The sequence below is a fragment of the Sporosarcina sp. QA0331 genome (assembly GCF_055808055.1).
Map to the genome: position 1 here is coordinate 2,320,991 of NZ_CM147850.1, position 20,321 is coordinate 2,341,311.

At 43.2% G+C, this 20,321-nt stretch carries 23 protein-coding genes; 4 read left to right on the plus strand and 19 right to left on the minus strand.

Annotation, left to right across the window (positions count from 1 at the left end; all coding sequences use genetic code 11):
• Positions 1–7 precede the first annotated feature (7 nt).
• From ftsL to AC0L13_RS11675, 12 genes are all read right to left on the minus strand, one after another.
• A complete protein-coding gene (gene ftsL, locus AC0L13_RS11620) occupies positions 8–388 on the minus strand; it encodes a cell division protein FtsL (RefSeq protein WP_473639726.1) in 381 nt (126 codons plus the stop codon).
• A 16-nt stretch (positions 389–404) separates the two neighbouring features.
• Positions 405–1,337 (minus strand): 16S rRNA (cytosine(1402)-N(4))-methyltransferase RsmH, encoded by a 933-nt coding sequence (gene rsmH, locus AC0L13_RS11625; protein WP_473639728.1) that lies wholly within the window; start codon positions 1,335–1,337, stop codon positions 405–407.
• Positions 1,338–1,373: 36 nt separating this feature from the next.
• On the minus strand, positions 1,374–1,805 hold the full coding sequence (gene mraZ / locus AC0L13_RS11630) for a division/cell wall cluster transcriptional repressor MraZ (RefSeq protein WP_060209308.1): 432 nt from the start codon (positions 1,803–1,805) through the stop codon (positions 1,374–1,376).
• 257 nt (positions 1,806–2,062) lie between these two features.
• Positions 2,063–3,670, minus strand: coding sequence for a bacillithiol biosynthesis cysteine-adding enzyme BshC (gene bshC, locus AC0L13_RS11635; protein WP_473639731.1), 1,608 nt, complete (start codon positions 3,668–3,670; stop codon positions 2,063–2,065).
• 94 nt (positions 3,671–3,764) lie between these two features.
• Positions 3,765–4,157 (minus strand): DUF3397 domain-containing protein, encoded by a 393-nt coding sequence (locus AC0L13_RS11640; RefSeq protein WP_473639733.1) that lies wholly within the window; start codon positions 4,155–4,157, stop codon positions 3,765–3,767.
• A gap of 5 nt (positions 4,158–4,162) precedes the next feature.
• A complete protein-coding gene (locus AC0L13_RS11645; protein WP_473639735.1) occupies positions 4,163–5,053 on the minus strand; it encodes a ketopantoate reductase family protein in 891 nt (296 codons plus the stop codon).
• A gap of 65 nt (positions 5,054–5,118) precedes the next feature.
• Positions 5,119–6,660 (minus strand): acyl-CoA carboxylase subunit beta, encoded by a 1,542-nt coding sequence (locus tag AC0L13_RS11650; RefSeq protein WP_473646977.1) that lies wholly within the window; start codon positions 6,658–6,660, stop codon positions 5,119–5,121.
• A 67-nt stretch (positions 6,661–6,727) separates the two neighbouring features.
• Positions 6,728–6,943: a biotin/lipoyl-binding carrier protein gene (locus tag AC0L13_RS11655; RefSeq protein ID WP_473639737.1), complete on the minus strand. Its 216-nt coding sequence runs from the start codon at positions 6,941–6,943 to the stop codon at positions 6,728–6,730.
• A complete protein-coding gene (locus tag AC0L13_RS11660; protein ID WP_473639739.1) occupies positions 6,940–8,301 on the minus strand; it encodes an acetyl-CoA carboxylase biotin carboxylase subunit in 1,362 nt (453 codons plus the stop codon). Before AC0L13_RS11660 ends, AC0L13_RS11655 begins: the two co-directional genes overlap by 4 nt.
• 137 nt (positions 8,302–8,438) lie before the next feature.
• Entirely contained in the window at positions 8,439–9,197 is a 759-nt protein-coding gene (locus tag AC0L13_RS11665) for an enoyl-CoA hydratase/isomerase family protein (RefSeq protein WP_473639741.1), read from the minus strand.
• Between the two features lie 205 nt (positions 9,198–9,402).
• Complete coding sequence (gene rpmF, locus AC0L13_RS11670) at positions 9,403–9,576, minus strand: 50S ribosomal protein L32 (protein ID WP_252503694.1); 174 nt, start codon at positions 9,574–9,576, stop codon at positions 9,403–9,405.
• Positions 9,577–9,604: 28 nt separating this feature from the next.
• Positions 9,605–10,138 (minus strand): YceD family protein, encoded by a 534-nt coding sequence (locus tag AC0L13_RS11675; RefSeq protein ID WP_473639744.1) that lies wholly within the window; start codon positions 10,136–10,138, stop codon positions 9,605–9,607.
• Between the two features lie 128 nt (positions 10,139–10,266).
• On the opposite strand from AC0L13_RS11675, the gene AC0L13_RS11680 reads away from it, so the two are divergent.
• Complete coding sequence (locus AC0L13_RS11680) at positions 10,267–11,508, plus strand: nucleotidyltransferase (RefSeq protein WP_473639746.1); 1,242 nt, start codon at positions 10,267–10,269, stop codon at positions 11,506–11,508.
• Here the strand turns inward: AC0L13_RS11680 and AC0L13_RS11685 are convergent.
• Complete coding sequence (locus AC0L13_RS11685) at positions 11,481–12,527, minus strand: SepM family pheromone-processing serine protease (protein WP_473639748.1); 1,047 nt, start codon at positions 12,525–12,527, stop codon at positions 11,481–11,483. The genes AC0L13_RS11680 and AC0L13_RS11685 overlap by 28 nt on opposite strands.
• Before the next feature lie 619 nt (positions 12,528–13,146).
• Here AC0L13_RS11685 and AC0L13_RS11690 point away from each other — a divergent pair.
• The gene (locus AC0L13_RS11690; protein WP_473639750.1) at positions 13,147–14,010 is read left to right on the plus strand and encodes a hypothetical protein; all 864 of its coding nucleotides are present in this window, start codon (positions 13,147–13,149) and stop codon (positions 14,008–14,010) included.
• A 44-nt stretch (positions 14,011–14,054) separates the two neighbouring features.
• Here the strand turns inward: AC0L13_RS11690 and coaD are convergent, their stop codons facing one another.
• Genes coaD through AC0L13_RS11705 form a run of 3 tightly spaced genes read right to left on the minus strand, consistent with a single transcriptional unit; the run spans position 14,055 to position 16,517 of the window.
• Positions 14,055–14,546, minus strand: coding sequence for a pantetheine-phosphate adenylyltransferase (coaD, locus tag AC0L13_RS11695; protein WP_473639752.1), 492 nt, complete (start codon positions 14,544–14,546; stop codon positions 14,055–14,057).
• 10 nt (positions 14,547–14,556) lie between these two features.
• On the minus strand, positions 14,557–15,102 hold the full coding sequence (gene rsmD, locus AC0L13_RS11700; protein WP_473639754.1) for a 16S rRNA (guanine(966)-N(2))-methyltransferase RsmD: 546 nt from the start codon (positions 15,100–15,102) through the stop codon (positions 14,557–14,559).
• The gene (locus tag AC0L13_RS11705; RefSeq protein WP_473639756.1) at positions 15,099–16,517 is read right to left on the minus strand and encodes a hypothetical protein; all 1,419 of its coding nucleotides are present in this window, start codon (positions 16,515–16,517) and stop codon (positions 15,099–15,101) included. Before AC0L13_RS11705 ends, rsmD begins: the two co-directional genes overlap by 4 nt.
• An 84-nt stretch (positions 16,518–16,601) precedes the next feature.
• Here AC0L13_RS11705 and AC0L13_RS11710 point away from each other — a divergent pair, with 84 nt between their 5' ends.
• Positions 16,602–16,994 (plus strand): DUF7147 family protein, encoded by a 393-nt coding sequence (locus AC0L13_RS11710; RefSeq protein ID WP_473639758.1) that lies wholly within the window; start codon positions 16,602–16,604, stop codon positions 16,992–16,994.
• A gap of 11 nt (positions 16,995–17,005) precedes the next feature.
• On the opposite strand, the gene AC0L13_RS11715 is transcribed toward AC0L13_RS11710, so the two are convergent.
• On the minus strand, positions 17,006–17,278 hold the full coding sequence (locus tag AC0L13_RS11715; protein ID WP_381443215.1) for a YlbG family protein: 273 nt from the start codon (positions 17,276–17,278) through the stop codon (positions 17,006–17,008).
• Between the two features lie 171 nt (positions 17,279–17,449).
• On the opposite strand from AC0L13_RS11715, the gene AC0L13_RS11720 reads away from it, so the two are divergent.
• Positions 17,450–18,355 carry a glycerophosphodiester phosphodiesterase family protein gene (locus AC0L13_RS11720; protein WP_473639760.1) on the plus strand — a complete coding sequence of 302 codons (906 nt, stop codon included), beginning with the start codon at positions 17,450–17,452 and terminating at the stop codon, positions 18,353–18,355.
• A gap of 69 nt (positions 18,356–18,424) precedes the next feature.
• Here the strand turns inward: AC0L13_RS11720 and AC0L13_RS11725 are convergent, their stop codons facing one another.
• Both AC0L13_RS11725 and AC0L13_RS11730 read right to left on the minus strand, forming a co-directional pair.
• A complete protein-coding gene (locus AC0L13_RS11725; protein ID WP_473639762.1) occupies positions 18,425–18,868 on the minus strand; it encodes a YlbF/YmcA family competence regulator in 444 nt (147 codons plus the stop codon).
• Positions 18,869–18,937: 69 nt separating this feature from the next.
• The gene (locus tag AC0L13_RS11730) at positions 18,938–20,257 is read right to left on the minus strand and encodes a Mur ligase family protein (protein ID WP_473639764.1); all 1,320 of its coding nucleotides are present in this window, start codon (positions 20,255–20,257) and stop codon (positions 18,938–18,940) included.
• Positions 20,258–20,321: the final 64 nt, after the last annotated feature.

Below are 20,321 nucleotides of genomic sequence, written 5' to 3' on the forward strand. Positions count from 1 at the left end.
TTCTTTTTCATCGTCCAGGCACGACCTTTACGTTTTTCTCGTTAAGATTCAAGCCGAGCTCCTTCGCTTTATTCCAAATTACTTCATATGTAGATTTTTCGCTCACTTGTATGGACAACTCTGTATTTTGTTTTGTAGTTTCTACAATTTCTTTGTTGATTTCTTGTACTTCCTTGTTTGTATCATTAATTTGAGCTTGTGTATGCAAAACCATTGTAGAAAGAATAACGAGAACTGCCGCGAACAGCACGAACAGGAATTTTTCCCCTGTCGAGAATAGTTTTCGTGAACGCCTCGCAGGCTGTTGGGTCTCATGTGTCTTAGGTTGTTGAGGTGCATGTACTTCGTGTATTGTATTCATTTGAAAGCTTCTCTGTTCCAATGCCATTTAACAAGTTCCCCCTTTATTTTTTCTCTATGACCCGCAATTTTGCAGATCTGGATCTTTTATTCACTTCGATTTCTTCCTCGCTTGGAAGGATCGGCTTCCTTGTGACTAATTTAAAATCGGGCTCCATACCTTCTGGAACAATCGGCAAATTAGGCGGCAGTTCCGGCATGGATGACGCTTCTTTGAAAATCGTCTTACACAGTCTGTCTTCAAGTGAATGGAAAGTGATAACACTAATGCGTCCACCCGGATTCATAACCGTCAATGCATCTGTCAATGAATCTTCCGCTGCTCCAAGCTCGTCGTTCACAGCTATTCTGATTGCTTGGAAAACCCTCTTCGCTGGATGTCCACCAGTTCTGCGTGCTGCTGCAGGGATTCCTTCTTTGATCAATTCGACGAGTTCGCCTGTTGTCTTGATTGGCGCACTTTTCCGTGCCTCTTCGATTTTTCGGGCAATGCTTTTGGAGAACTTCTCTTCCCCATATCTGAAAAAGATGCGAACCAAGTCTTCATAAGACCATTCATTTACTACTTCGTATGCAGTCAAATCTGCCTCAGTGTTCATGCGCATATCAAGCAAAGCATCATGATTGTAACTGAATCCACGTTCTGGAGTGTCAAGCTGGGGCGAGGAAACGCCTAAATCATATAGAATGCCATCCACGGAATGCACATCAATCTTCTCCAATTCGTATTTCAAATTCCTGAAATTCGAATGGATAAATGTAACTTGCTCCAAATAATCCTTCAACTTCACTTCCGCAGCGTCTATAGCTGTCGTATCTTGATCGAAGCAGATCAGTCTGCCACCTGCAGAAAGCTTCTTCACAATTTCCAAGCTATGCCCTGCACCGCCAAGCGTGCAATCGACGTAAATGCCATCCGGTTTAATGTTGAGCCCATCGACGGCTTCGTGAAGTAATACTGTTGTGTGATCGAACATTGAAACCGCCTACTTTCCATTTTTTAAGTTTTCATGTTAGAAGTCAAAATCAATAATATTCTCCGCGATTTCATTGAATGATTGCTCCGACTCGTCGTAATAAGAATCCCAAGACGATTTTGACCAAATTTCTATGCGGCTTGAAACACCGATAACGACACAATCTTTTTCAACTTTTGCGTAATCCAGTAATGAGGATGGAATATTGACACGGCCCTGCTTGTCAATTTCAACTTCAGTGGCACCTGAGAAAAAGAATCGGGCAAATGCGCGGGCATCCTTCTTCGTAACTGGCAGCGCCTTCAATTTTTCCTCTAGCCGTTTCCATTCCTCCATAGGGTAACCGAAGAGGCAGTTATCCAATCCACGAGTCAGCACAAAACCATCCATCAGATATTCCCTGAATTTCGAAGGGACTATCAAACGGCCTTTTGCATCTACAGTGTGCTGATATTCGCCCATGAACATACTCTTCACCCCACTATATGTTTTTAATGTACCACATCCCTCCACATTCCTCCACTCAAAATCTATTTTCATAGTAAAATGTGTATATAGTACTTGTTTCATTGAGATATCGATAAAATTCACGCTAAGATTACATAAATGCATAAACCCGCTAAACATCTCATAATTACTCAAAAAACGTATAGCATTCCCTGTCTTAAACAAACAAAAAACGCCAAATGCAGACAACAAATGTCTGCATCGGCGTTTTTCATTATTTACAAATAAATGATTTGATGGGTTCCATCCATTGTAATCGGCTGGCGAAGCAAGTCTTGAACTAATTCTGGCCCATAGTGATTCATGAAAAAGTAAGGAGTGAAAATACGTTCTTGCAGCGAGCCTTCCGGCAATAGCTCGTTTTCAAGGATGCTATATTTGCGAAGGGCCGTTTCGTGTTGAATCAACAACTCCTCCTCGGCCTTCTTCCTTAAATAATCCAACTGCTTTTCATGGAACTTCAAATTTTTCTCAAGCAACTGACACATTGCCGTGCTTGAACTTTCTCTGAGCTCTTCATATTTCCCTTTCAACAGCATTTCCGTCTCCTCAAGCAGCTTTTCAAATTGTTCATTTTGCAACGAAACAATGAATTTCTCCCGGACTTCTGGAACTTTTCCGGAAAGTACATCTTCCAGCGTCAATGAAACAGACTCCATAGCCTGCTTTGCCCGTTTGGAAACCAACGTCATCGATACCCGGGGAACGATGATTGGCATCCGTATTCCGAAAAGATGAAAAGCGTCTTTCAATAAAGCCCAGTATGCAATTTCGCCAGGTCCTCCGACGAATGCAAGCACCGGAAACACAAGGTCCTGCATGAGAGGGCGTGTGGCGACATTATTGCTTAACAGCCAAGGCTTTTCAACAGCGATATTCAGCATCTCTTCTCGAGTGAAGCGGATGCCTGTGCTATCATTCACAAAATGCCCATCCTTCCTGGATAGAAGGACTCGTCCAGTTTCATGTACATAAAACAGATGCGCCGCTTCCTTTTCGGCTTCGATAGGCTTTCCGAATCCTAAGCCGGAAAATTGCTCTTCCTTTTCGACGACCAATCGGGCAATTTCATCGGATTCCGAAATAATTTTTTCAAAATGGCTTTTTTCGATTTCACGCAACGGCTTGTACGCCGAATCGATGAAGAGGAGCCCTTGCTCTTGGAAAAGTCCATTCATTAATCGAACGAAAAAACCAGTGAATGTTTCTTCTGCTTCGACTGCCGCCAACACTTCCTCCAGCAATTCCCGGGTATGTGCCGTTTCACCGAATTGGCGAAATACGCCTTCTACAAATGCAGTCATTTCTTCGCGACTATATGGTGCATCAGACGCCATTAATTTCAGGATAAATTTCTCAGGGTACTTATGCTTTGTCGTTCCTTGGGAGGATTCTGTATAGACATGATTGATTTCATTCAAGTCATGATCTTCCCCTGCGACCCAAAACACAGGGATGACAGGAACTCCGAGCTCTTTCCTTTTTTCCTTAGCAAGTAGAATGACTGTAATCGCTTTGTGAACGGAATAGAGCGGTCCAGTCATGATACCGGCTTGCTGTCCGCCGATAACGACAACTCCATCTCCAGTAAGTTCTTCAAGATGCATCGATGCTTTTTTTGAAATACCAATTGGCTCCATGAAGGAACGGATTACCGAAGAAAGTTCTTTCCTAAGAAACGGCCGTTCGGATAATTCCTTCAACCTTTCAGGATAGGAACTGCTTTCATTTCTATAATCAAAAAAATTATGTATGAATTGTTCGTCATGATTGTAAGCTTGCATTACATTATTTCCATTATTCAATGTCATTGACTTGATTTCCATCATTGATGCCCCTTTTTTACTTATATGAACAGAGTATATCATTCTCAATCATCGGAATGAAAAATATACGCTTACCAAATGTATTGAATTTACGTCATTTTACATATTCCGATATTTTAAAGCTAAGGCCGATAATGAGAAGTACGATATAGACACAGGACAAAATGAGAAAGTACAATCTCCATGTTTTCTGCATGACACGAGTTATTTGGAACTCTTTTTCCTTCAGCCTTTCAACAACCGTAATGAGAATCGCGATCAAAATGGCGATAGCTGTTATATAAAAACCAGTATCTTTACCAAAAATTGTAATAGAAGTGATATAAACCGATAAAAATAAAAAAGGGGTTGTAAAGTCTGCCGCCTTCCCGATAACTGCGGCAGGCGCTTTGCCCATTTTCCTCATCCCGACTAGGAATAGTATCGTTATGAGAAATGGAAATAAAACTATGATGCCTGTAAGTATAGACAGGAAGCCATTTATCATGCCGATCATCTCCTATCTATCGCAAGCAGCATTTTTTCGAGAGTTTGCAATAACTCCAATCGCGCCCCACGCCTCTCACCCATTTGAATGACAGACGAAACAACCGACTCGATCTCCATCGGATTCCCGTTCATTCGATCTATCAACATGGACGATCTATTTGTTGCGGTTCTAGAACAAACCTCTTCAACAGCAGCTTTCGATAAATCCCATTGCATATCAGGAAAAGCGGCATTGATTTCCTCATATAACTGATCAAAGAGTGTTTTAGCGTACCTATTCTCTACTAATTCGCCGTTCCTTACTTGCAAAATAGCTGTTAAGGGATTGATCATGCAATTTATCAATACTTTTCGCAAAACTATTTGATGCGCGTCATTCGTAAATTCTATTGGAAACAAAGATGAATTAGCATACTTCATGAAATCAAAACTTGTCCCATCGCCTCTGTAAGGAGCAATCTTTATAGCACCTACACCGTTATGTGAGACGGTGCGATCATCCAAACGTCCTGCACCATGTTCAACTGTCGCAAAAAAAACGTTGGGCATTGAAGTTTCGCTTACAAAATGGAAATGTCCATATCCATTTTGAACGAACATGACTGGACTCTTTATATTTCTTTTAAGAATGGCATCGACAATCGATGCGACTCCACCATACTTCGTCGCGACGATCCACGGGGCATTTCCTGGTAATTTTTCAATATCTGTTTCTGCGTCTGCGTTCAACACCGCTTCTGAACCGTTGCTATTGATCCGCCTAATTCCTTGCTCTTTAATAATAGCCGCCTGTTCTTCGCGTCTTACATAAAACACGACCTTTGCCCCCGACTCTATTAAATAAGAGCCTATGAGCAATCCAATAGAACCGGCACCTGCGATAACAACCTCCATCCATATCCCCCTTTTTTAAAAGGGCGACCTCCGGAAAGGCGCCCTTTATTTTTCTCTATATTCGATTATACAGGATAGACAGGATGTTTTTTAGGTGGTAATGGAAGTTCTTTTGTTGAATAAAAGCGGAAACGGTCGGCAAGTACGCTTCTCAAGTTCGAAGGTGCGACAATTTCGTCGATGATCAGCTCAGAAGCCATTTTATAAATGTCGATTTCCTCTTTATATTCTTTGTGCTTCGCTTGGACGAAAGCAATCTTCTCTTTCGGATCCTCGATCGCTTCGATTTTATTTGAATAGACTGCATTGACCGCTGCTTCCGGCCCCATCACCGCAATTTGTGCAGTCGGCAATGCGATACATACATCGGGCTCGAAAGCAGGTCCTGCCATTGCATAAAGTCCAGCACCATAAGCCTTCCGGACGACGACAGAAATTTTGGGAACAGTTGCCGAGCTCATCGCCATAATCAATTTTGCACCATGCCGGATAATACCATCACGCTCCACTTTTGTGCCGATCATGAAGCCCGGGACATCCGCCAAAAACAGTAGCGGGATTGAAAATGCATCGCATAAGTTAATGAATTTGGCCGCCTTATCCGCCGAATCGACGAAAAGGACGCCTCCCTTCACTTTTGGCTGATTTGCGATAATTCCCACTGGCTGCCCTTCAATCCGAGCGAGTCCTGTAATAAGTTCCGGAGCGAATAATTTTTTTATATCAAAGAAACTGTCTTCATCAATCAAAGCATCAATCGCTTCATACATATCGAACGGTGCATTTTGGTTTTCAGGAATAATCTCTTCCAAAGACCTGCCCGCCTTAGCTGCAATTGCCTCTTTCATGAAAGGTTTCTCAGTGTAGTTAGCCGGAAAATAATTGAGATAGCGTCGCGCTTCACTGATTGCTTGTTCTTCGCTTTCAACGAGCACATCGCCGCATCCACTCACAGTGCAATGCATTCTAGCGCCGCCCATCTCTTCCAGCGACACTTTTTCGCCGATCACTTTTTCCGCCATCCGAGGAGACCCCAAATACATGGACGCATTGCCTTCCACCATGATGACGATATCGCAAAACGCAGGAATATAAGCCCCTCCGGCAGCTGAAGGTCCGAATAATAGACAGATTTGCGGGATGAATCCCGACAATCTCACTTGATTATGGAATATCCTTCCCGCACCCCGACGGTTCGGAAACATTTCAAGCTGATCTGTAATACGCGCACCTGCAGAATCGACAAGGTACAACATCGGCACCCTGTTCTTCTCGGCAATTTCTTGGATGCGAATAATTTTCTCAACAGTTCTCGATCCCCAAGAACCAGCTTTCACTGTCGAGTCATTTGCCATAACGCAAACAGTCTGCCCATTTACTTTGCCCATTGCAGTAACAACGCCGTCCGCCGGTAAATCATTAGCTTCACAATTTGCGAATCGACCATCCTCCATATACTTGCCATCGTCGAATAGCAGCTTGAGACGATCACGTACAAACAGTTTACCCTGTTCTTTTAATTTTTCGTGATATTTTGGATGTCCTCCAGAGAGCACCTTCTCAATTCTCTCTTTCAGCTTTTCATTATAACTAGTCTGTTCTGTCATATTCGTCATTGCTATACCCCCTCCGTATCCCTTCACCCATCAGTCCGCTTCTTTATCAATGCAGTTTTTATCCCTCAATTACCGCCAAGACATCCTCTTCGTTTACAAAATCTCCAACTTGGACATTAATGGATGTCACTTTGCCAGAAACTTCCGTCTCGACAGGAATCTCCATCTTCATCGACTCCAGAACGATGACCACTTGACCTGCTTGCACTTCTTCTCCTTCAGTTACATTCACTGTAAATACCGTACCTGCCATTGCCGCTTTTATCTGTGTCATTTTTCTACTTCCTCCTTTTCGGTTTTCAACCATTCTGTCAGTACATTCGTATTATAATTGCCTTCCTTAAATTCTCCTGACTCTATGAAACTTTTAAAGAGTGGAATATTTGATTTAACTCCTTCAATCGTGAAAGAGTTAAAAAAATCGACTGCTTCGCTAATTGCTTCTTGACGTCCTTCCGCATGGACGATCACTTTCGCTATCATCGGATCATAGAATGGTGTCACATTTCCGCCCTCTTCATAACCCGAGTCAATGCGCACATGTGCAAGATCGTTCCAAGCCATTTTACGGATTGTCCCTGGAGAAGGCATGAACGTAACTGAATCCTCCGCATAAATACGGAATTCAATCGCATGCCCATGGCTTTTGATCTGTTGCTGGTCCTTTACCGGCAATTCATTACCTTTGGCCACTTCAATCTGCCACTCCACTAAATCATATCCGGTCACTTCTTCCGTAACGGGATGCTCCACTTGAAGACGGGTATTCATTTCGAGAAAATAAAACTCATCATTTTCCGATAAAATAAATTCTACAGTACCGGCATTTCGGTACCCGACCGCTTCCCCCGCGGCGACAGCAGCCTTATATAGCCGCTCAGCCACTTCTCCCTTCAAGGAAGGTGATGGAGATTCTTCGATCACTTTCTGATTCCTTCTCTGTACGGAACAATTACGTTCGAATAGATGGACGATATTCCCTTTATCATCCCCGAAAATTTGCACTTCAATATGGCGTGCGTTTTCGACGAACTTTTCAAGAAAAACGACATCATCACCAAAATACGCTTTTGCTCGGCTTTTAACAGATTGGAAATGTTGACTGAGCGCTTGCTCACTTTCACATCGTACCATTCCAATGCCGCCGCCACCCGCACTCGCTTTTAACATGATCGGATATCCAATCGTTCCTGCAGCCTGAATCGCTTCCTCAATTGAGGAGACTCCTTCATCTGTACCAGGCACAACCGGCACACTGGCATTTTTCATTTTTATTCTCGAGGCAATTTTATCGCCCATCAATTCGATCGTTTCCGCATCCGGTCCAATAAATGTCAACCCTGCGTCCCTCACTTTACGCGCAAAGGAGGCATTTTCGGATAAAAGTCCGTAGCCAGGATGAATAGCGTCCGCCCCGACATTCAAAGCTACGTCGATAATGTCGTCCGCTTTCAAATAGGATTGCACTACAGGACCAGGTCCGATACTATAGGCCTCATCCGCATACTTAACGAACGGCATATGCGCATCGGCTTCAGAATGGACAGCGACTGTCTTTATGCCGAGCCGTTTGCATGTCTTCATGATCCTTAATGCGATTTCCCCGCGATTCGCAATAAGTATTTTCTTCATATAGTAACCCCCCAAGCTGCATTGTTTGAACTTCTCCCCATTACTAGTTTATACGATGAATGAAACCGTTTTCAACTATTTGTCTGAATTCCTTAGAAAATCTGATCTTGCATATATTCTTACATTCCGGATTTCGTTTATTTTCTAGTTAAGAAATTTGCAACAGCTTCGTGGTGGGCGTCGCTTTCCCATAGTTTTGCGCACTGTGCTGATTCTTCGAGCATTCTCCCTTTAAGCCCTTTTTGCTCCCAATCCGCTATTGCTATCTTTTTATACGCTTTATGAACGGATGGATGTATTTTCTTCATATCGGAAATGAATTCATCTAAAGCATCTTGTGCGTTTCCTTCGTAAATTCCTGTCGCCCAACCGATTGTTTGCAATTGTTCTGCTGTATGTACTTTTGCTTCTGATAATAATTTTAATACTGTATCGTGATTGTTCATTTTGACGAATAGTTGAGAAGCCCCGCCCCATCCGCTCGTGATCGCTAATGTGCCTTGGATGAATCCCGCTTTCGCTTTCGAAGAGACAAGCCTATAATCGCATGCTGTGGCAATTTCGCATCCGCCACCGACGGCAGCTCCATTCACGAGTGCTATGACAGGTACAGGCAATGTCGCCAATCTGTACAATAGCCCTGCCATCTTGCTCAACATCGGGTAAGCGTCGTCTGCGGTACGGAATCCATGGAATTCAGATAGGTCACCGCCTGAACAAAATGCACGGTCACCTTCACCTGTTACGACTGCATACGCTATGCTAGCATCCGATTCGACTTTTGATAGAAACATCTCAAGACCAACCATGACTTCGTGATTGATCGCATTCCTCATTTCCGGCCGATCAATCATGAAAGTTGCGATTCCATTATTGATTTCAATTTTATATGACATGAAATCCCCTCCTTAGGTAGTTATGCTTTGTATCGTCTAGCTCCGGGTGGCAACTGCTCGAGTCATAAGTCAGCTCTTCTGTACGGCAAAGAGCGGCGTTTCGCAGCTCTACCTTATGCCTGTCGCAGTTAACCGCCACCCTCCGCCTTTGTATATAAAAAACCACCGGAGCCATGGCCTCACGGTGGTTTTTAAGCAGGTGAACTTATTCGCCTACTACGTCTTTTCCTTTGTAATGACCGCAAGATTTGCAAACGCGGTGCGCAAGTTTCATTTCGCCGCAATTTTCACAAGTTGTCATGCCTGGAACTTGTAGTTTGAAATGCGTACGACGAAGTCTTTTAGCTGTTTTTGAAGTTCTTCTTTTTGGTACTGCCATTTGAGGCACCTCCTTAGTATCGTATCGCCTATTCCTTGTCCGAATTGAAAAAGTCTGCTAATCCAGCCAATCGAGGATCAACTTTCTTTTCCTTTTCTTCACGGAGCCGCTCTTCGTATTCATCGTCGGTCGTGTAAGACCATCCTTTCCCCTCTGCTCCTGTCATCTCTTCAGCTTTTTCGCTGAAAACCTGCATAGGAACTTCTAGAAGAATTAATTCCTCAAAGATAGGGGTCGGATCAATGATTTCGCCGACAACCGGGTGGATCATATCATCCGCAGCAAGTGTGGCCTCATCCCAACTGAACTGTTCGTCCGTTTCCACCGAAAATGGATATTCGACATCTTCCCAAGTTCGTGAACAAGGCAATGTCATTACACCTTCGAGTTTGAAATGGCACGTTAGTTTTTTCGAACCGATTACACAGCTGCCCGTTACATGAACAGGCTTAATATCCCGGATTTCCGGATTCCGTTTTTTGACGGAGTCAAGGTTGACCGCTTCGTCAAGCGGCATTGCTCCTTGTCTGTATTTCTGTAATTGATGAATGGACCATTTCACGTCTATATCACCTCAAGACAACACTGTTGATTATATAATGGATAAAAAGGGATGTCAAGATATTTTCTTGTCACCTAAATCACATCAAAGTATAATGTAAACTAGATTATACCGAAGGGGTGGACAGATTGAAAGCTACAGGTATCGTCGTTGAATATAATCCATTGCATAATGGACATGTCTACCATGCTCAGCAGGCGAGAAACGCTACGAATGCTGACGTTATCATCGCAGTGATGAGCGGAAATTTCCTGCAAAGGGGCGAACCCGCTTTTGTCGATAAATGGACGCGGACGAAGATGGCATTAGCATCCGGCGTGGACATCGTATTTGAGCTGCCTTACCGTTTTGCAACAGCCAACGCCCCTATGTTTGCGCAAGGAGCAGTCGAGCTGCTTGATGCGGTTGGATGCAAAGCTTTTTGTTTCGGTAGCGAAGACGGCAATATCGAGCCTTTTCAAAACAGCTTACAGCTAATTGACCGCCATACCGACCAATACGAATCAGCAGTGAAACATGCAGTTGCAGAAGGATTAAGCTACCCAATGGCGTTGAATAAGGCGTATAAGACAATCCAAGAGGGGCAGCCCGAAGTTCCTGTGGCCGATTTGTCCATGCCTAACAACATTTTAGGGTTTCATTATATGGAAGCCGTACATTCGATTGGCTCATCGATGGAAGCTGTTACGATCAAGCGGATGGGAGCCGGCTACCATGATGAAACATTGGATAGCCAAAAAATTGCAAGTGCAACAGGAATCCGCAAATCGTTCTTTAGCACGGATACACTTGATGGAGTTTCAGATTTCGTGCCACAAGCTACTAGAAGCCTGCTACTTGAATGGGAAGCGGAAAGAAAGAACTTCGGCAATTGGGAGAACTTTTACCCATTCTTGCGTTATATAATTTTGCGAGATGGCCCTTCCCGGCTTCGCTCTATTGCAGATGTTTCAGAAGGCATTGAAAATCTCATCTTTCGAGCAGCACAATCTCATGATTCATTCCAATCATTCATGGATGCCGTCAAATCTAAACGGTACACATGGACTCGGATTCAACGAATGCTGACGCATATACTAACTGGATTCACGAAAGAAATGCGGTCTGAAATGGAAAAACCCGCTTATTTGCGCTTACTCGGAATGACAAATGAAGGTCGTTCTTATTTAAGCGGTCGGAAAAAGAATCTTGCGTTGCCACTCATAAGTAAAGTCGCCTCTTTTTCCGATCCTTCGTTGGAGATGGACATTTCCGCATCCGACATATATGCGCTGGCGCTCGGTAAAGGCAGCGCCCATTCGAAAATCGGTTTGGATTATGTAACCTCACCAATTATGGAAGATCACTTTTCTTCTAAATTTTTCAAGTAATCTAGAGCATCGTCGATTGTAGTCACGGGCACGATTTTCATTTTCGTGCCTATTTTTTCTGCTGTTTTTACCGCTTCCTCATAGTTCGTCAATATACCTGGATTCTTTTCGCGAACTTCATCCGGTAAATAATCGTTTGGCGCAAAAAAGATTTCAACACCTTCTCGGTCAGCCGCCATTATTTTGAAATCGGCTCCTCCAATCCTACCGACAGTTCCATCGGAAAGCATTTCCCCGGTTCCAGCGATGTTATACCCTTTCGTCAGATCTTCGTCCAGCAGCTGATTCATAATTTCCAATGTGAACATTAGTCCTGCGGATGGTCCACCAATATCAGCCGTATGGATATCCACTTTCGGATCTGTTGAAAGTTCACGGTCTTCCTGGAATTCTACACCTAAACCGATTCGTCCGTTCGATTTCGGTATTTCACTTAATGTGATGTCTACATCCACCATCTTTGAGTCCCGTTCGACAGTGATGATCACTTTATCGCCCTTTTCTTTTCCGGAAATGGACGATGCAAACTGTCCGCCTTCTTTCAACTGCACTCCATCGACATAACGGACTTTATCACCCGCTTCGAGCTTGCCATCAGATGCACCGTCTTGCAGGACAGATACGATGAATACGCCATCATACGTAATATCGACTGGAATACCAGCTTTACTGAATGCTACGGTAATTGCGTTGAATTGGGAATCAGACATAAGTTTTTTTTGACGAATATTATATTCTTTATCATCCTCGCCTTCTCTTCTCACTTTATTGATCGGCAACAGTTTCATCCGATCAGAAAATTTTGAGGCGATGTAGGAAAAAGGAGTAGCCTTTCCTATCGAAATGGTCATGAGATTGAAGGTTCCTACATCATCCTTATCCCCATCCTCGACTTCCACAATCGGCGCCAAATCATAAGCTCCGCCTGGTTTCGATATGTATGCCTCAAGAGGATAAACAAATAAAAACAATAATAAAAGCACAGCGACAGCAGTCAATCCAACCCTTTTCGCCTTCATACCTACACACCTCCATTAATAGCCTGTACAGATGGGACATATATATAACAAGAAAAGCGGAGAGCGCTTGCTCAGCTTCGACAGGCATAAGACGAAGATGCGAAGTGGCGCTCTTTGCCACGCAGCAGCTTTGACTTATGACCCGAGAAGCTAGCGCCCGAAGCTAGACACTAGAAAAGCGGAGGGCGCTTGCTCAGCTTCGACAGGCATAAGACGAAGATGCGAAGTGGCGCTCTTTGCCACGCAGCAGCTTTGACTTATGACCCGAGAAGCTAGCGCCCGAAGCTAGACACAAGAAAAGCGGAGGGCGCTTGCTCAGCTTCGACAGGCATAAGACGAAGATGCGAAGTGGCGCTCTTTGCCACGCAGCAGCTTTGACTTATGACCCGAGAAGCTAGCGCCCGAAGCTAGACACAAGAAAAGTACCCGTAGCCTAGACAGACAGTATTTCCTGTTTGAAAAGGCAGCTGGTAATTAGTGTACCATCGAAAATATCCATAATAAAGCATTAACAACAATCATTTGCAACACTCTTCACGGAAGGAGGAACACGAATGTTCACCACCTTAGATACTATGCAACGTCAAACTCTATGATTAGTATCGCCGTTATATGGGGATTGATCATCCTCTTCATCTTACAGCCCGGCATTGCCCATGATGGTGCAGAAGCCGGAGCTCAATTATTTGTACACGCCTTGCTACCTTATTTGCTTCCGTACATCATTTTGACGCAATGGCTATTGAAAGTGCCTGTGGAAAACCCGTCGAAGAGCAGTTGGAAACGATATTTGAAAGCGTATATCCTCGGTTCATTCGGAGGATTTCCTGTCGGAGCTGTTACTGTTACGGAAATGGTGAAAAACGGTGAACTATCCAGGCGGGAAAGTGGATACTTGCTTGCTGCATGTCATGCACCAGGCCCGATGTTCATATTAGGGTTTGTAGGCACCGAGCTGTTCGGTGACACGGCGTCCGGGTGGAAGCTTTTAGCAGCCATTCATATTGCAAATATCCTCTTTTTTCTTTTTACATTGTTAATCATGAGGAAGGGACGCAAAGAACTTAATAATTCAAAGCTTCAATTGGAAAATAAACATTCGAGTTCGCCTTTTTTGGAGTCGATAAAAGACAGTTCAACTGTCATCATTCTTGTTGCGACGACGGTTATTTTCTTCTCCTCCCTCGGCAACGTGTTGACAACCGCCTTTTCGAAGGCATTCACAGTTGACCTAGGCATCACAAAAACAGTGCTTCTTGCTATATTCGAAATGACATCTGGAGTGCAATCAGCGACTGACCACTTTTTCACAAGCCCAGTATTCCCTTTTTTAATCGCTGCAATCATTTCATTGAACGGCCTTAGCATCCATATGCAAGTATTCGTCATTGCAAAAACGGTGGATACGCCCCTTTTCCCGTACTTTCTCAGCAGATTGTGGAGTGTGATTACCGTGCCGCTCATCTTGTATTTCTTATTATGAAAAATGGTTATGACAATTACACTTGTCATAACCATTCCACTACCTTATGAACCTATGTACTTTTCTCGCAACGCCTTTTCGACTACGGCAGGGACGAGGCCGGAAATGTCTCCACCATACCGCGCAACCTCTTTGACAATACTTGAGCTTAAAAATGAATATTGATTTTTCGTCATGACGAAGAATGTCTCAATGCTTTCATCCAACATTCTGTTCATAGAAGTGATTTGCATTTCATATTCAAAATCAGAAATTGCCCGCAACCCCCTTACAATGACAGAAGCTTCAACGCTGCGTGCATAATCAATTAGAAGACCTGATGAAGAATCGATGATGACGTTCGGGAATTTCGATGTGACTGCACGTATTAAATCCATCCGTTCTTCCACTGAGAATAAAGGATTTTTAGACGAATTATTCATGACAGCGACTCTCACTTCAGGAAATATTTTGGCTGCCCTTTCGATAATGTCAAGATGACCGTTTGTAATAGGATCGAAGCTGCCAGGCACAACCGCTATTCTCTTTTTTGTCATAGAAGCTACCTCATTTCATATAAATGGAAACCGCACTGTTTCCATAGATCGGGTTTTTGGTCTTTTCAAAATCACAATAAGCATCTGGAAGCATCAATTGCTTATCGTGTTCGCAAACGATGATTGCATCGTCGGATAACATGCCAGCTTGAGCAATCGTATCCGCTAAATCATAAAATTTCGTTTCAGCATAAGGTGGGTCGATGAAAAGTAAATCGATCTTAATATCTTTTGGCAATGCCCGAATAGCATTCCTCGCATCATTTCTAACAATATGTACTTGATCAGTAAAGCGGCATTTTTCTACATTTTCACGAATAATGGAACATGCCTTTTGATTTTTCTCGAAAATATAAGCTTCGTCTACGCCTCTCGATAATGATTCAATGGAAAGTGAACCGCTGCCGCCAAACAGTTCGACAGCGATTCCTCCGTCAAAATAAGGGCCAATCATATTGAATATCGATTCTTTCACCTTATCTGAAGTAGGTCTTGTCAAATTGCCAGGTAATGATTTTAACGGTGTTCCTTTTCTGGATCCGGATACGACCCTCATTTTGATTCTCCTCCTAACAACGACTTCACTACGATCGTATCTTCATTTTTCTGAATGGACAAATTGAATATTCGCCTTAATGCATCTTCCGCAAAATAATACTCGTTTCCAATGAAAGCATATGGCTTTTCGCGTAATTCATATCTCTTTTCATTCAATACATAGAAAGGATCACGCAACGAGAATCTGAATTTCTCATCATCACTTTCAATATAAATGGAACTTTCATTTGCAGATACATCATAGCCGTTTCTGGATAACACTTTATTCGCCGGGTAAAGTGTCTGCTTGTCCATAATAATAACTTGAACGTCTTCTTGAGCTTCGCCGTTCATATAAACTGTTCGTGTGTCCTCAAGTACGAAAGGATAGCTTCCTTCAGTGTTCTTTTGAACAAAGGAAGTTTTCCACCCGGTAACTTCTCCAATCAACTCATCCAGTACAGATGCATCAATATGCTCGCCATACTTCTCAGTTAGACGGGACTTCAACATTTCGTACTGTTCTGCCGTGAATGAACTTTTCAACGTTTCAAATACCGCTTTGGCTTCTTTTGTACCGGTTGGCGCATCGATGGAAATTGATGTGACTAAACTTGCTACGAGTTGCTCTCGCTCTGATAAGGCATACATCGAGCGGACTCCTCTTTCCAAAACTACGTCAGAGAGTTCTGTCGCCTTCAGCTGGGTAATAATAAATTGGGAAGATTGAAGCGATTTTCCTTGTGGATCCATTACAATAGCAATATGTCGTGTATTCAAGTCTTTTAAGTCGCCATTTAATTGCTCTGCGATATCAGCATCTATTGAATCCGCAAATATCGAAAGACGATCGCCTCGATATGCTTGCGGATAAGCTTTGCGTTGCCAATAAAGATCCGAAACTGTACCGTTCCCTTTGAACATTGAATAATCGACCATGTCCATTTTTTTAGTTCCCACCAACGGGAGACCGCTGATCCACATTCCACCAATGCCGCTTTCATCCGTTACATGTAAAATCGTAGAATCCGGTTTCGCATTTCTCAGCTTGGCAAATGGTTCCTTAAAAAGCTTTCGGCTTTCTAACGTTCCAGATATCGGAATTTCATACGAAATGGATTGCCTTCTCTGTTCCCCTTCCACGATTGCCGAGGCATTTTCATTCATTCTTATACATGAAGATTCAGTTTCCAAAAAACAAGCATGCTTTCTGCTCTCTGCAGGATAAATGATTTCGTAGCGCCCCTCATCCAAGTTGTGAAAATGATGCGTTACAAAAAGAGCGTCCGCTCTATTGATCACTTCAATCTCCTGGACATAACGGGATATTTTATCAGACGACCCACTTGCATCTGCCAATTGACTATAATGCATATAGAGTAAAACAGAATTCATGATAATTAATAGACCGACGATGCGGAGTATGATCTTCAATTGCTGCACCTCATTGCAAGGGATGTTTAATGCACGTAAAAAATGCTATGATGAACTATAGAATGGAGAAAGGTAGTGTCATGTATGTTACAACAGTACTTTATCGAATTGGGTGAAGGGTATGGAGACATCTATGAGCTTTTGGAACTAATCAAAACGAATCAACACCGCCTTCATAGAACCTTCATCTTTTCTTCAAACACAAACAGCGGACAAGCGATCTCCGTGGCAGCTGCATTCCAACCTGCCCGAGACAGCAATTTCATGCCAATATACATATGCAGGGAAGGAATCATACAACTCGGTGAATCTAAGTCCAAAAGAAGGCTCCTCTTTGAAGAAGCATCCTTGCAGAATGGCCAGGAACCGATTTTCATTGGACTGAAGCATTCTTCCGAATTCGCTGATTCCAAACTGTTCTATCAGTATATAACAGGAATCCTTCGTCTTAATCATCTTGTTCCGCCATTGAGATAAATTAGAAACTTTTATAATCCAATCTTGTAATCGTATTCCTTTGCCTTATCAGGTTTGACGTTTTCATATTCCGTTTTGACAAATGGACGATAAGATGGCAGTACTTTCTTAACAGACGGAAGTCGTTCAAGTTTACGTATTGTATCGTCAACGTCCACTTGATCACAATAAAGGACGACGTATTTCATTTTTCTGGAAATATAATGGACGTGGCCATATTTACGTAGTGATTTGGCCTGTTTCAAATGATGGAGATATACTATAATCCCTTGTCGATCAATCATGATTTTCCCCTCTTTTCCTACCCCATACAATACCATAGTAGAGAAATGACCTGCAACCGAACATTGCTGACATCTTCCGTTTTTTCCCCTATAATGAGGAAAGGACATGTTAACTTGCTATGTAAATTAACGCAGAGGCGTAATTGATCGATAATTGAGGAGGATACGAAAATGGGAAGAAAAACGAAAGTGGCTCTTACGGTTGGAGCAGCCGGAGTAGCTGCTTGGGCCGCATCCAAAGTAGTTGCAAAGCCTCAACCCCGACCCAAGAAGGAAGCACTTGAATTCAAGGATCCGGTCGTTCTTTCGCATCGCGGAGGTATGAGATACGCTCCGGAGCACACGTTGGCGGCGTTTTCAAAGTCAGCAGAGCTAGGAGTCCATGGATTTGCTGTTGACATCCGTTTGACTAAAGACGAAGAAATCGTCCTTTTCCACGACGAAACTGCAGACCGGACGACCGATTTCTCTGGCAGAATTTCAGACTATACGATAGATGAATTGAAAAAAGCGGATTCCGGATATATGTTCCAGGATGAGGAAGGTAACTTCCCTTTCCGAGATAAAGGCGAGAATATTGTCAGTTTACGAGAACTGTTAGCCGCTTATCCACATATGCTAATTGCTATTAATTTAAAGGACTCGCCCGATACATATGAAGGCAGCCTTATGCCATCAAAACTATGGCGACTTTTAGAAGAAACAGGTTCAGAGGACCGCGTTATTGTCATGAGTGCGTTTGACGAGCAGACGGACCGTTTTAATCTATATGCTCAAAATAAAGTTGCCATCGGTGCAGGTAATGACGAAGTAAAAAAAGCATATGCGTCGTTTTCGAGTAAATTCGGCCATTTATACAATCCCCGTGCGGATTTGTTTTGCATTGCTGAAAAAATGGGTTTATTTCCGATGAATACGGAAAGCTTCATCAGCTTCCTATCCAATTTGAACATTTCTGTTTATTATAATCATGTCAATGACAAAGAATCATTTGAAAAACTATTGAATGCCGGAGCTGCCGGCTTCATAACTGATGATCCTGCACTGGCGATGGAAGTAATCCAGCAAAATTCATAAAAAAACGGTTGCCTGTTCAATCGCAGGCAACCGTTTTTAGTATATTGATGAAACGCATAAACAACTTCCTTAGGCGGAACAAGAACAGCTTCCACCAGTGCCGCATCCTCCACCGCAAGATGAATCTACAAAGAAACTATCTCCCGCAGGTACTTTGATGGAATCAGAAACAGATTTTGCAATGATTGCGCTGATTTCATTCAACAGTCCTTGAACGTCGTTTTCCGCAAGGCGCAAAGCAGCGACATCCTCATTCATATCCAGTTCCCTCTTTTGTATGCGTATATCTTTCATGACTGTCTTATAGTCAGGATGGTATCTGCCGAAACGTTGCACTTCTTCGTAACGCTCCTTCATATTTGTAAAATCATAGATCGCTTCTGCCAACAATTTGTTGGAATAAACGGCATGATTCGCTCTTCTGTACTCTTGGATGATTTCGGAAGAGAGCAACATATCGGAGAGTATTTCTGATTGCTCAATGATTGACATCCATTCATCTGTCATCATCATAGGGCTTTCCCTCCATTCCAACTAATCATACCAGAAAAAGCGAACTTTGTGCATGTATTCTAACCTGTTTTATTTTCTCTTTTCACGTAATGCCGCTTGTGCTACATCATAATCCGAAAATGTGAGAAGCTCTTGCCCGACTTGCTGTGTTTTCTCATGCCCTTTTCCTGCAATCAAAACGACATCCCCATCTTTTGCATAACAGACCGCTTTTTGAATCGCCGTTCTTCGATCAAGCTCCACATCGATTTTCTCACTATCACAATTAATTCCCATCAGTATTTCTTCAATGATGGAAGATGGCTCTTCATTCCTCGGGTTATCTGAAGTGATAAACACTTTAGAAGAATAAGTTGCAGCAACCATTCCCATTTGCGGACGCTTACCTTTGTCACGATTGCCACCGCAACCGAAAACTGTGATTAATTCACCTGTAGATTCTTCTGTTAAAGAAGCTAGCACTGTTTGAAGCGCGTCGGGTGTATGAGCATAATCGATATAGACTGTCACATCGCCGCCATCCAGACGTTGCAATCTCCCTTCCGGCAGTTCAAGCCGACTGCAAAGCGGCAAAACCTTATGCTGATCAAAACCGAGTCGTTGCATAACAGCGACAGCTGCAAGTGCGTTTAATCGATTATGTTTTCCTGGCAAATTGATTGGATATAAGTTGTATGGCACTACCCTTCCAGCAACCATCAGCTCATTGAAATAGTGAACCGGTCTATTTGCACAATCTACAAGCTTCACGCATTGCCTATCATCCGCATTGACAACAAGTTCCCGCGCCATCGTTGTCAGCCTCTTTTTCGCCTCAATATACGCTTCCTTGCTGCCATGTTCTTCATAATGATCAACGCCGATATTCAGAAATACACCGACGTCAATTTTGCAATGATCCAATCTAGATGTGGAAAGTCCAAGAGAAGAGGCTTCCATTACAATGTATTGCATGCCTTCATCTACACATTTTCGTAGTAATGGATGAAGAAACTCTGCAGGCAACGTAGTCATTTCAGGCATATCAATGACGACTTTCCTTCCGTTCATGAAAAGCCCTGTTGTGCCAATAACCGCTGCCCGTTCACCGAGCATCGCCATTAATTGGCCAATGAAATGCGTGACAGTCGTTTTTCCGTTCGTTCCAGTTACCGCTATAATTGTCATTGATTCAGAAGGATTGCCCGCAAGCTTTGCGCTCGCATGCGATAAGAATTTTCTTCCGTCCGGCACTGTAATGAGCGTAATTTCTGTACTAGCTTCGAAATCCACTTCCGCATTTCGATCGACGACAACAGCGATTGCCCCCCGTTCAATCGCCTCTTGCACATGCAAAATACCATCGTCACGACAACCTTTCCTCGCAACGAAAATATATCCTTCCTTCACATTTCCAGACCTCTCCGTAATACCGTTAATCGGTATGCCTACACTTCCCGAAACCGTACAGGGC

Bases quoted from the DNA above. Each gene is read 5' to 3' on its own strand.
- ftsL (WP_473639726.1), bottom strand. From the start codon at position 388: ATGGCATTGGAACAGAGAAGCTTTCAAATGAATACAATACACGAAGTA.
- rsmH (WP_473639728.1), bottom strand. From the start codon at position 1,337: ATGTTCGATCACACAACAGTATTACTTCACGAAGCCGTCGATGGGCTC.
- mraZ (WP_060209308.1), bottom strand. From the start codon at position 1,805: ATGTTCATGGGCGAATATCAGCACACTGTAGATGCAAAAGGCCGTTTG.
- bshC (WP_473639731.1), bottom strand. From the start codon at position 3,670: ATGGAAATCAAGTCAATGACATTGAATAATGGAAATAATGTAATGCAA.
- AC0L13_RS11640 (WP_473639733.1), bottom strand. From the start codon at position 4,157: ATGATAAATGGCTTCCTGTCTATACTTACAGGCATCATAGTTTTATTT.
- AC0L13_RS11645 (WP_473639735.1), bottom strand. From the start codon at position 5,053: ATGGAGGTTGTTATCGCAGGTGCCGGTTCTATTGGATTGCTCATAGGC.
- AC0L13_RS11650 (WP_473646977.1), bottom strand. From the start codon at position 6,660: ATGACAGAACAGACTAGTTATAATGAAAAGCTGAAAGAGAGAATTGAG.
- AC0L13_RS11655 (WP_473639737.1), bottom strand. From the start codon at position 6,943: ATGACACAGATAAAAGCGGCAATGGCAGGTACGGTATTTACAGTGAAT.
- AC0L13_RS11660 (WP_473639739.1), bottom strand. From the start codon at position 8,301: ATGAAGAAAATACTTATTGCGAATCGCGGGGAAATCGCATTAAGGATC.
- AC0L13_RS11665 (WP_473639741.1), bottom strand. From the start codon at position 9,197: ATGTCATATAAAATTGAAATCAATAATGGAATCGCAACTTTCATGATT.
- rpmF (WP_252503694.1), bottom strand. From the start codon at position 9,576: ATGGCAGTACCAAAAAGAAGAACTTCAAAAACAGCTAAAAGACTTCGT.
- AC0L13_RS11685 (WP_473639748.1), bottom strand. From the start codon at position 12,527: ATGAAGGCGAAAAGGGTTGGATTGACTGCTGTCGCTGTGCTTTTATTA.
- coaD (WP_473639752.1), bottom strand. From the start codon at position 14,546: ATGACAAAAAAGAGAATAGCGGTTGTGCCTGGCAGCTTCGATCCTATT.
- rsmD (WP_473639754.1), bottom strand. From the start codon at position 15,102: ATGAGGGTCGTATCCGGATCCAGAAAAGGAACACCGTTAAAATCATTA.
- AC0L13_RS11710 (WP_473639758.1), top strand. From the start codon at position 16,602: ATGTTACAACAGTACTTTATCGAATTGGGTGAAGGGTATGGAGACATC.
- AC0L13_RS11715 (WP_381443215.1), bottom strand. From the start codon at position 17,278: ATGATTGATCGACAAGGGATTATAGTATATCTCCATCATTTGAAACAG.
- AC0L13_RS11720 (WP_473639760.1), top strand. From the start codon at position 17,450: ATGGGAAGAAAAACGAAAGTGGCTCTTACGGTTGGAGCAGCCGGAGTA.
- AC0L13_RS11725 (WP_473639762.1), bottom strand. From the start codon at position 18,868: ATGATGATGACAGATGAATGGATGTCAATCATTGAGCAATCAGAAATA.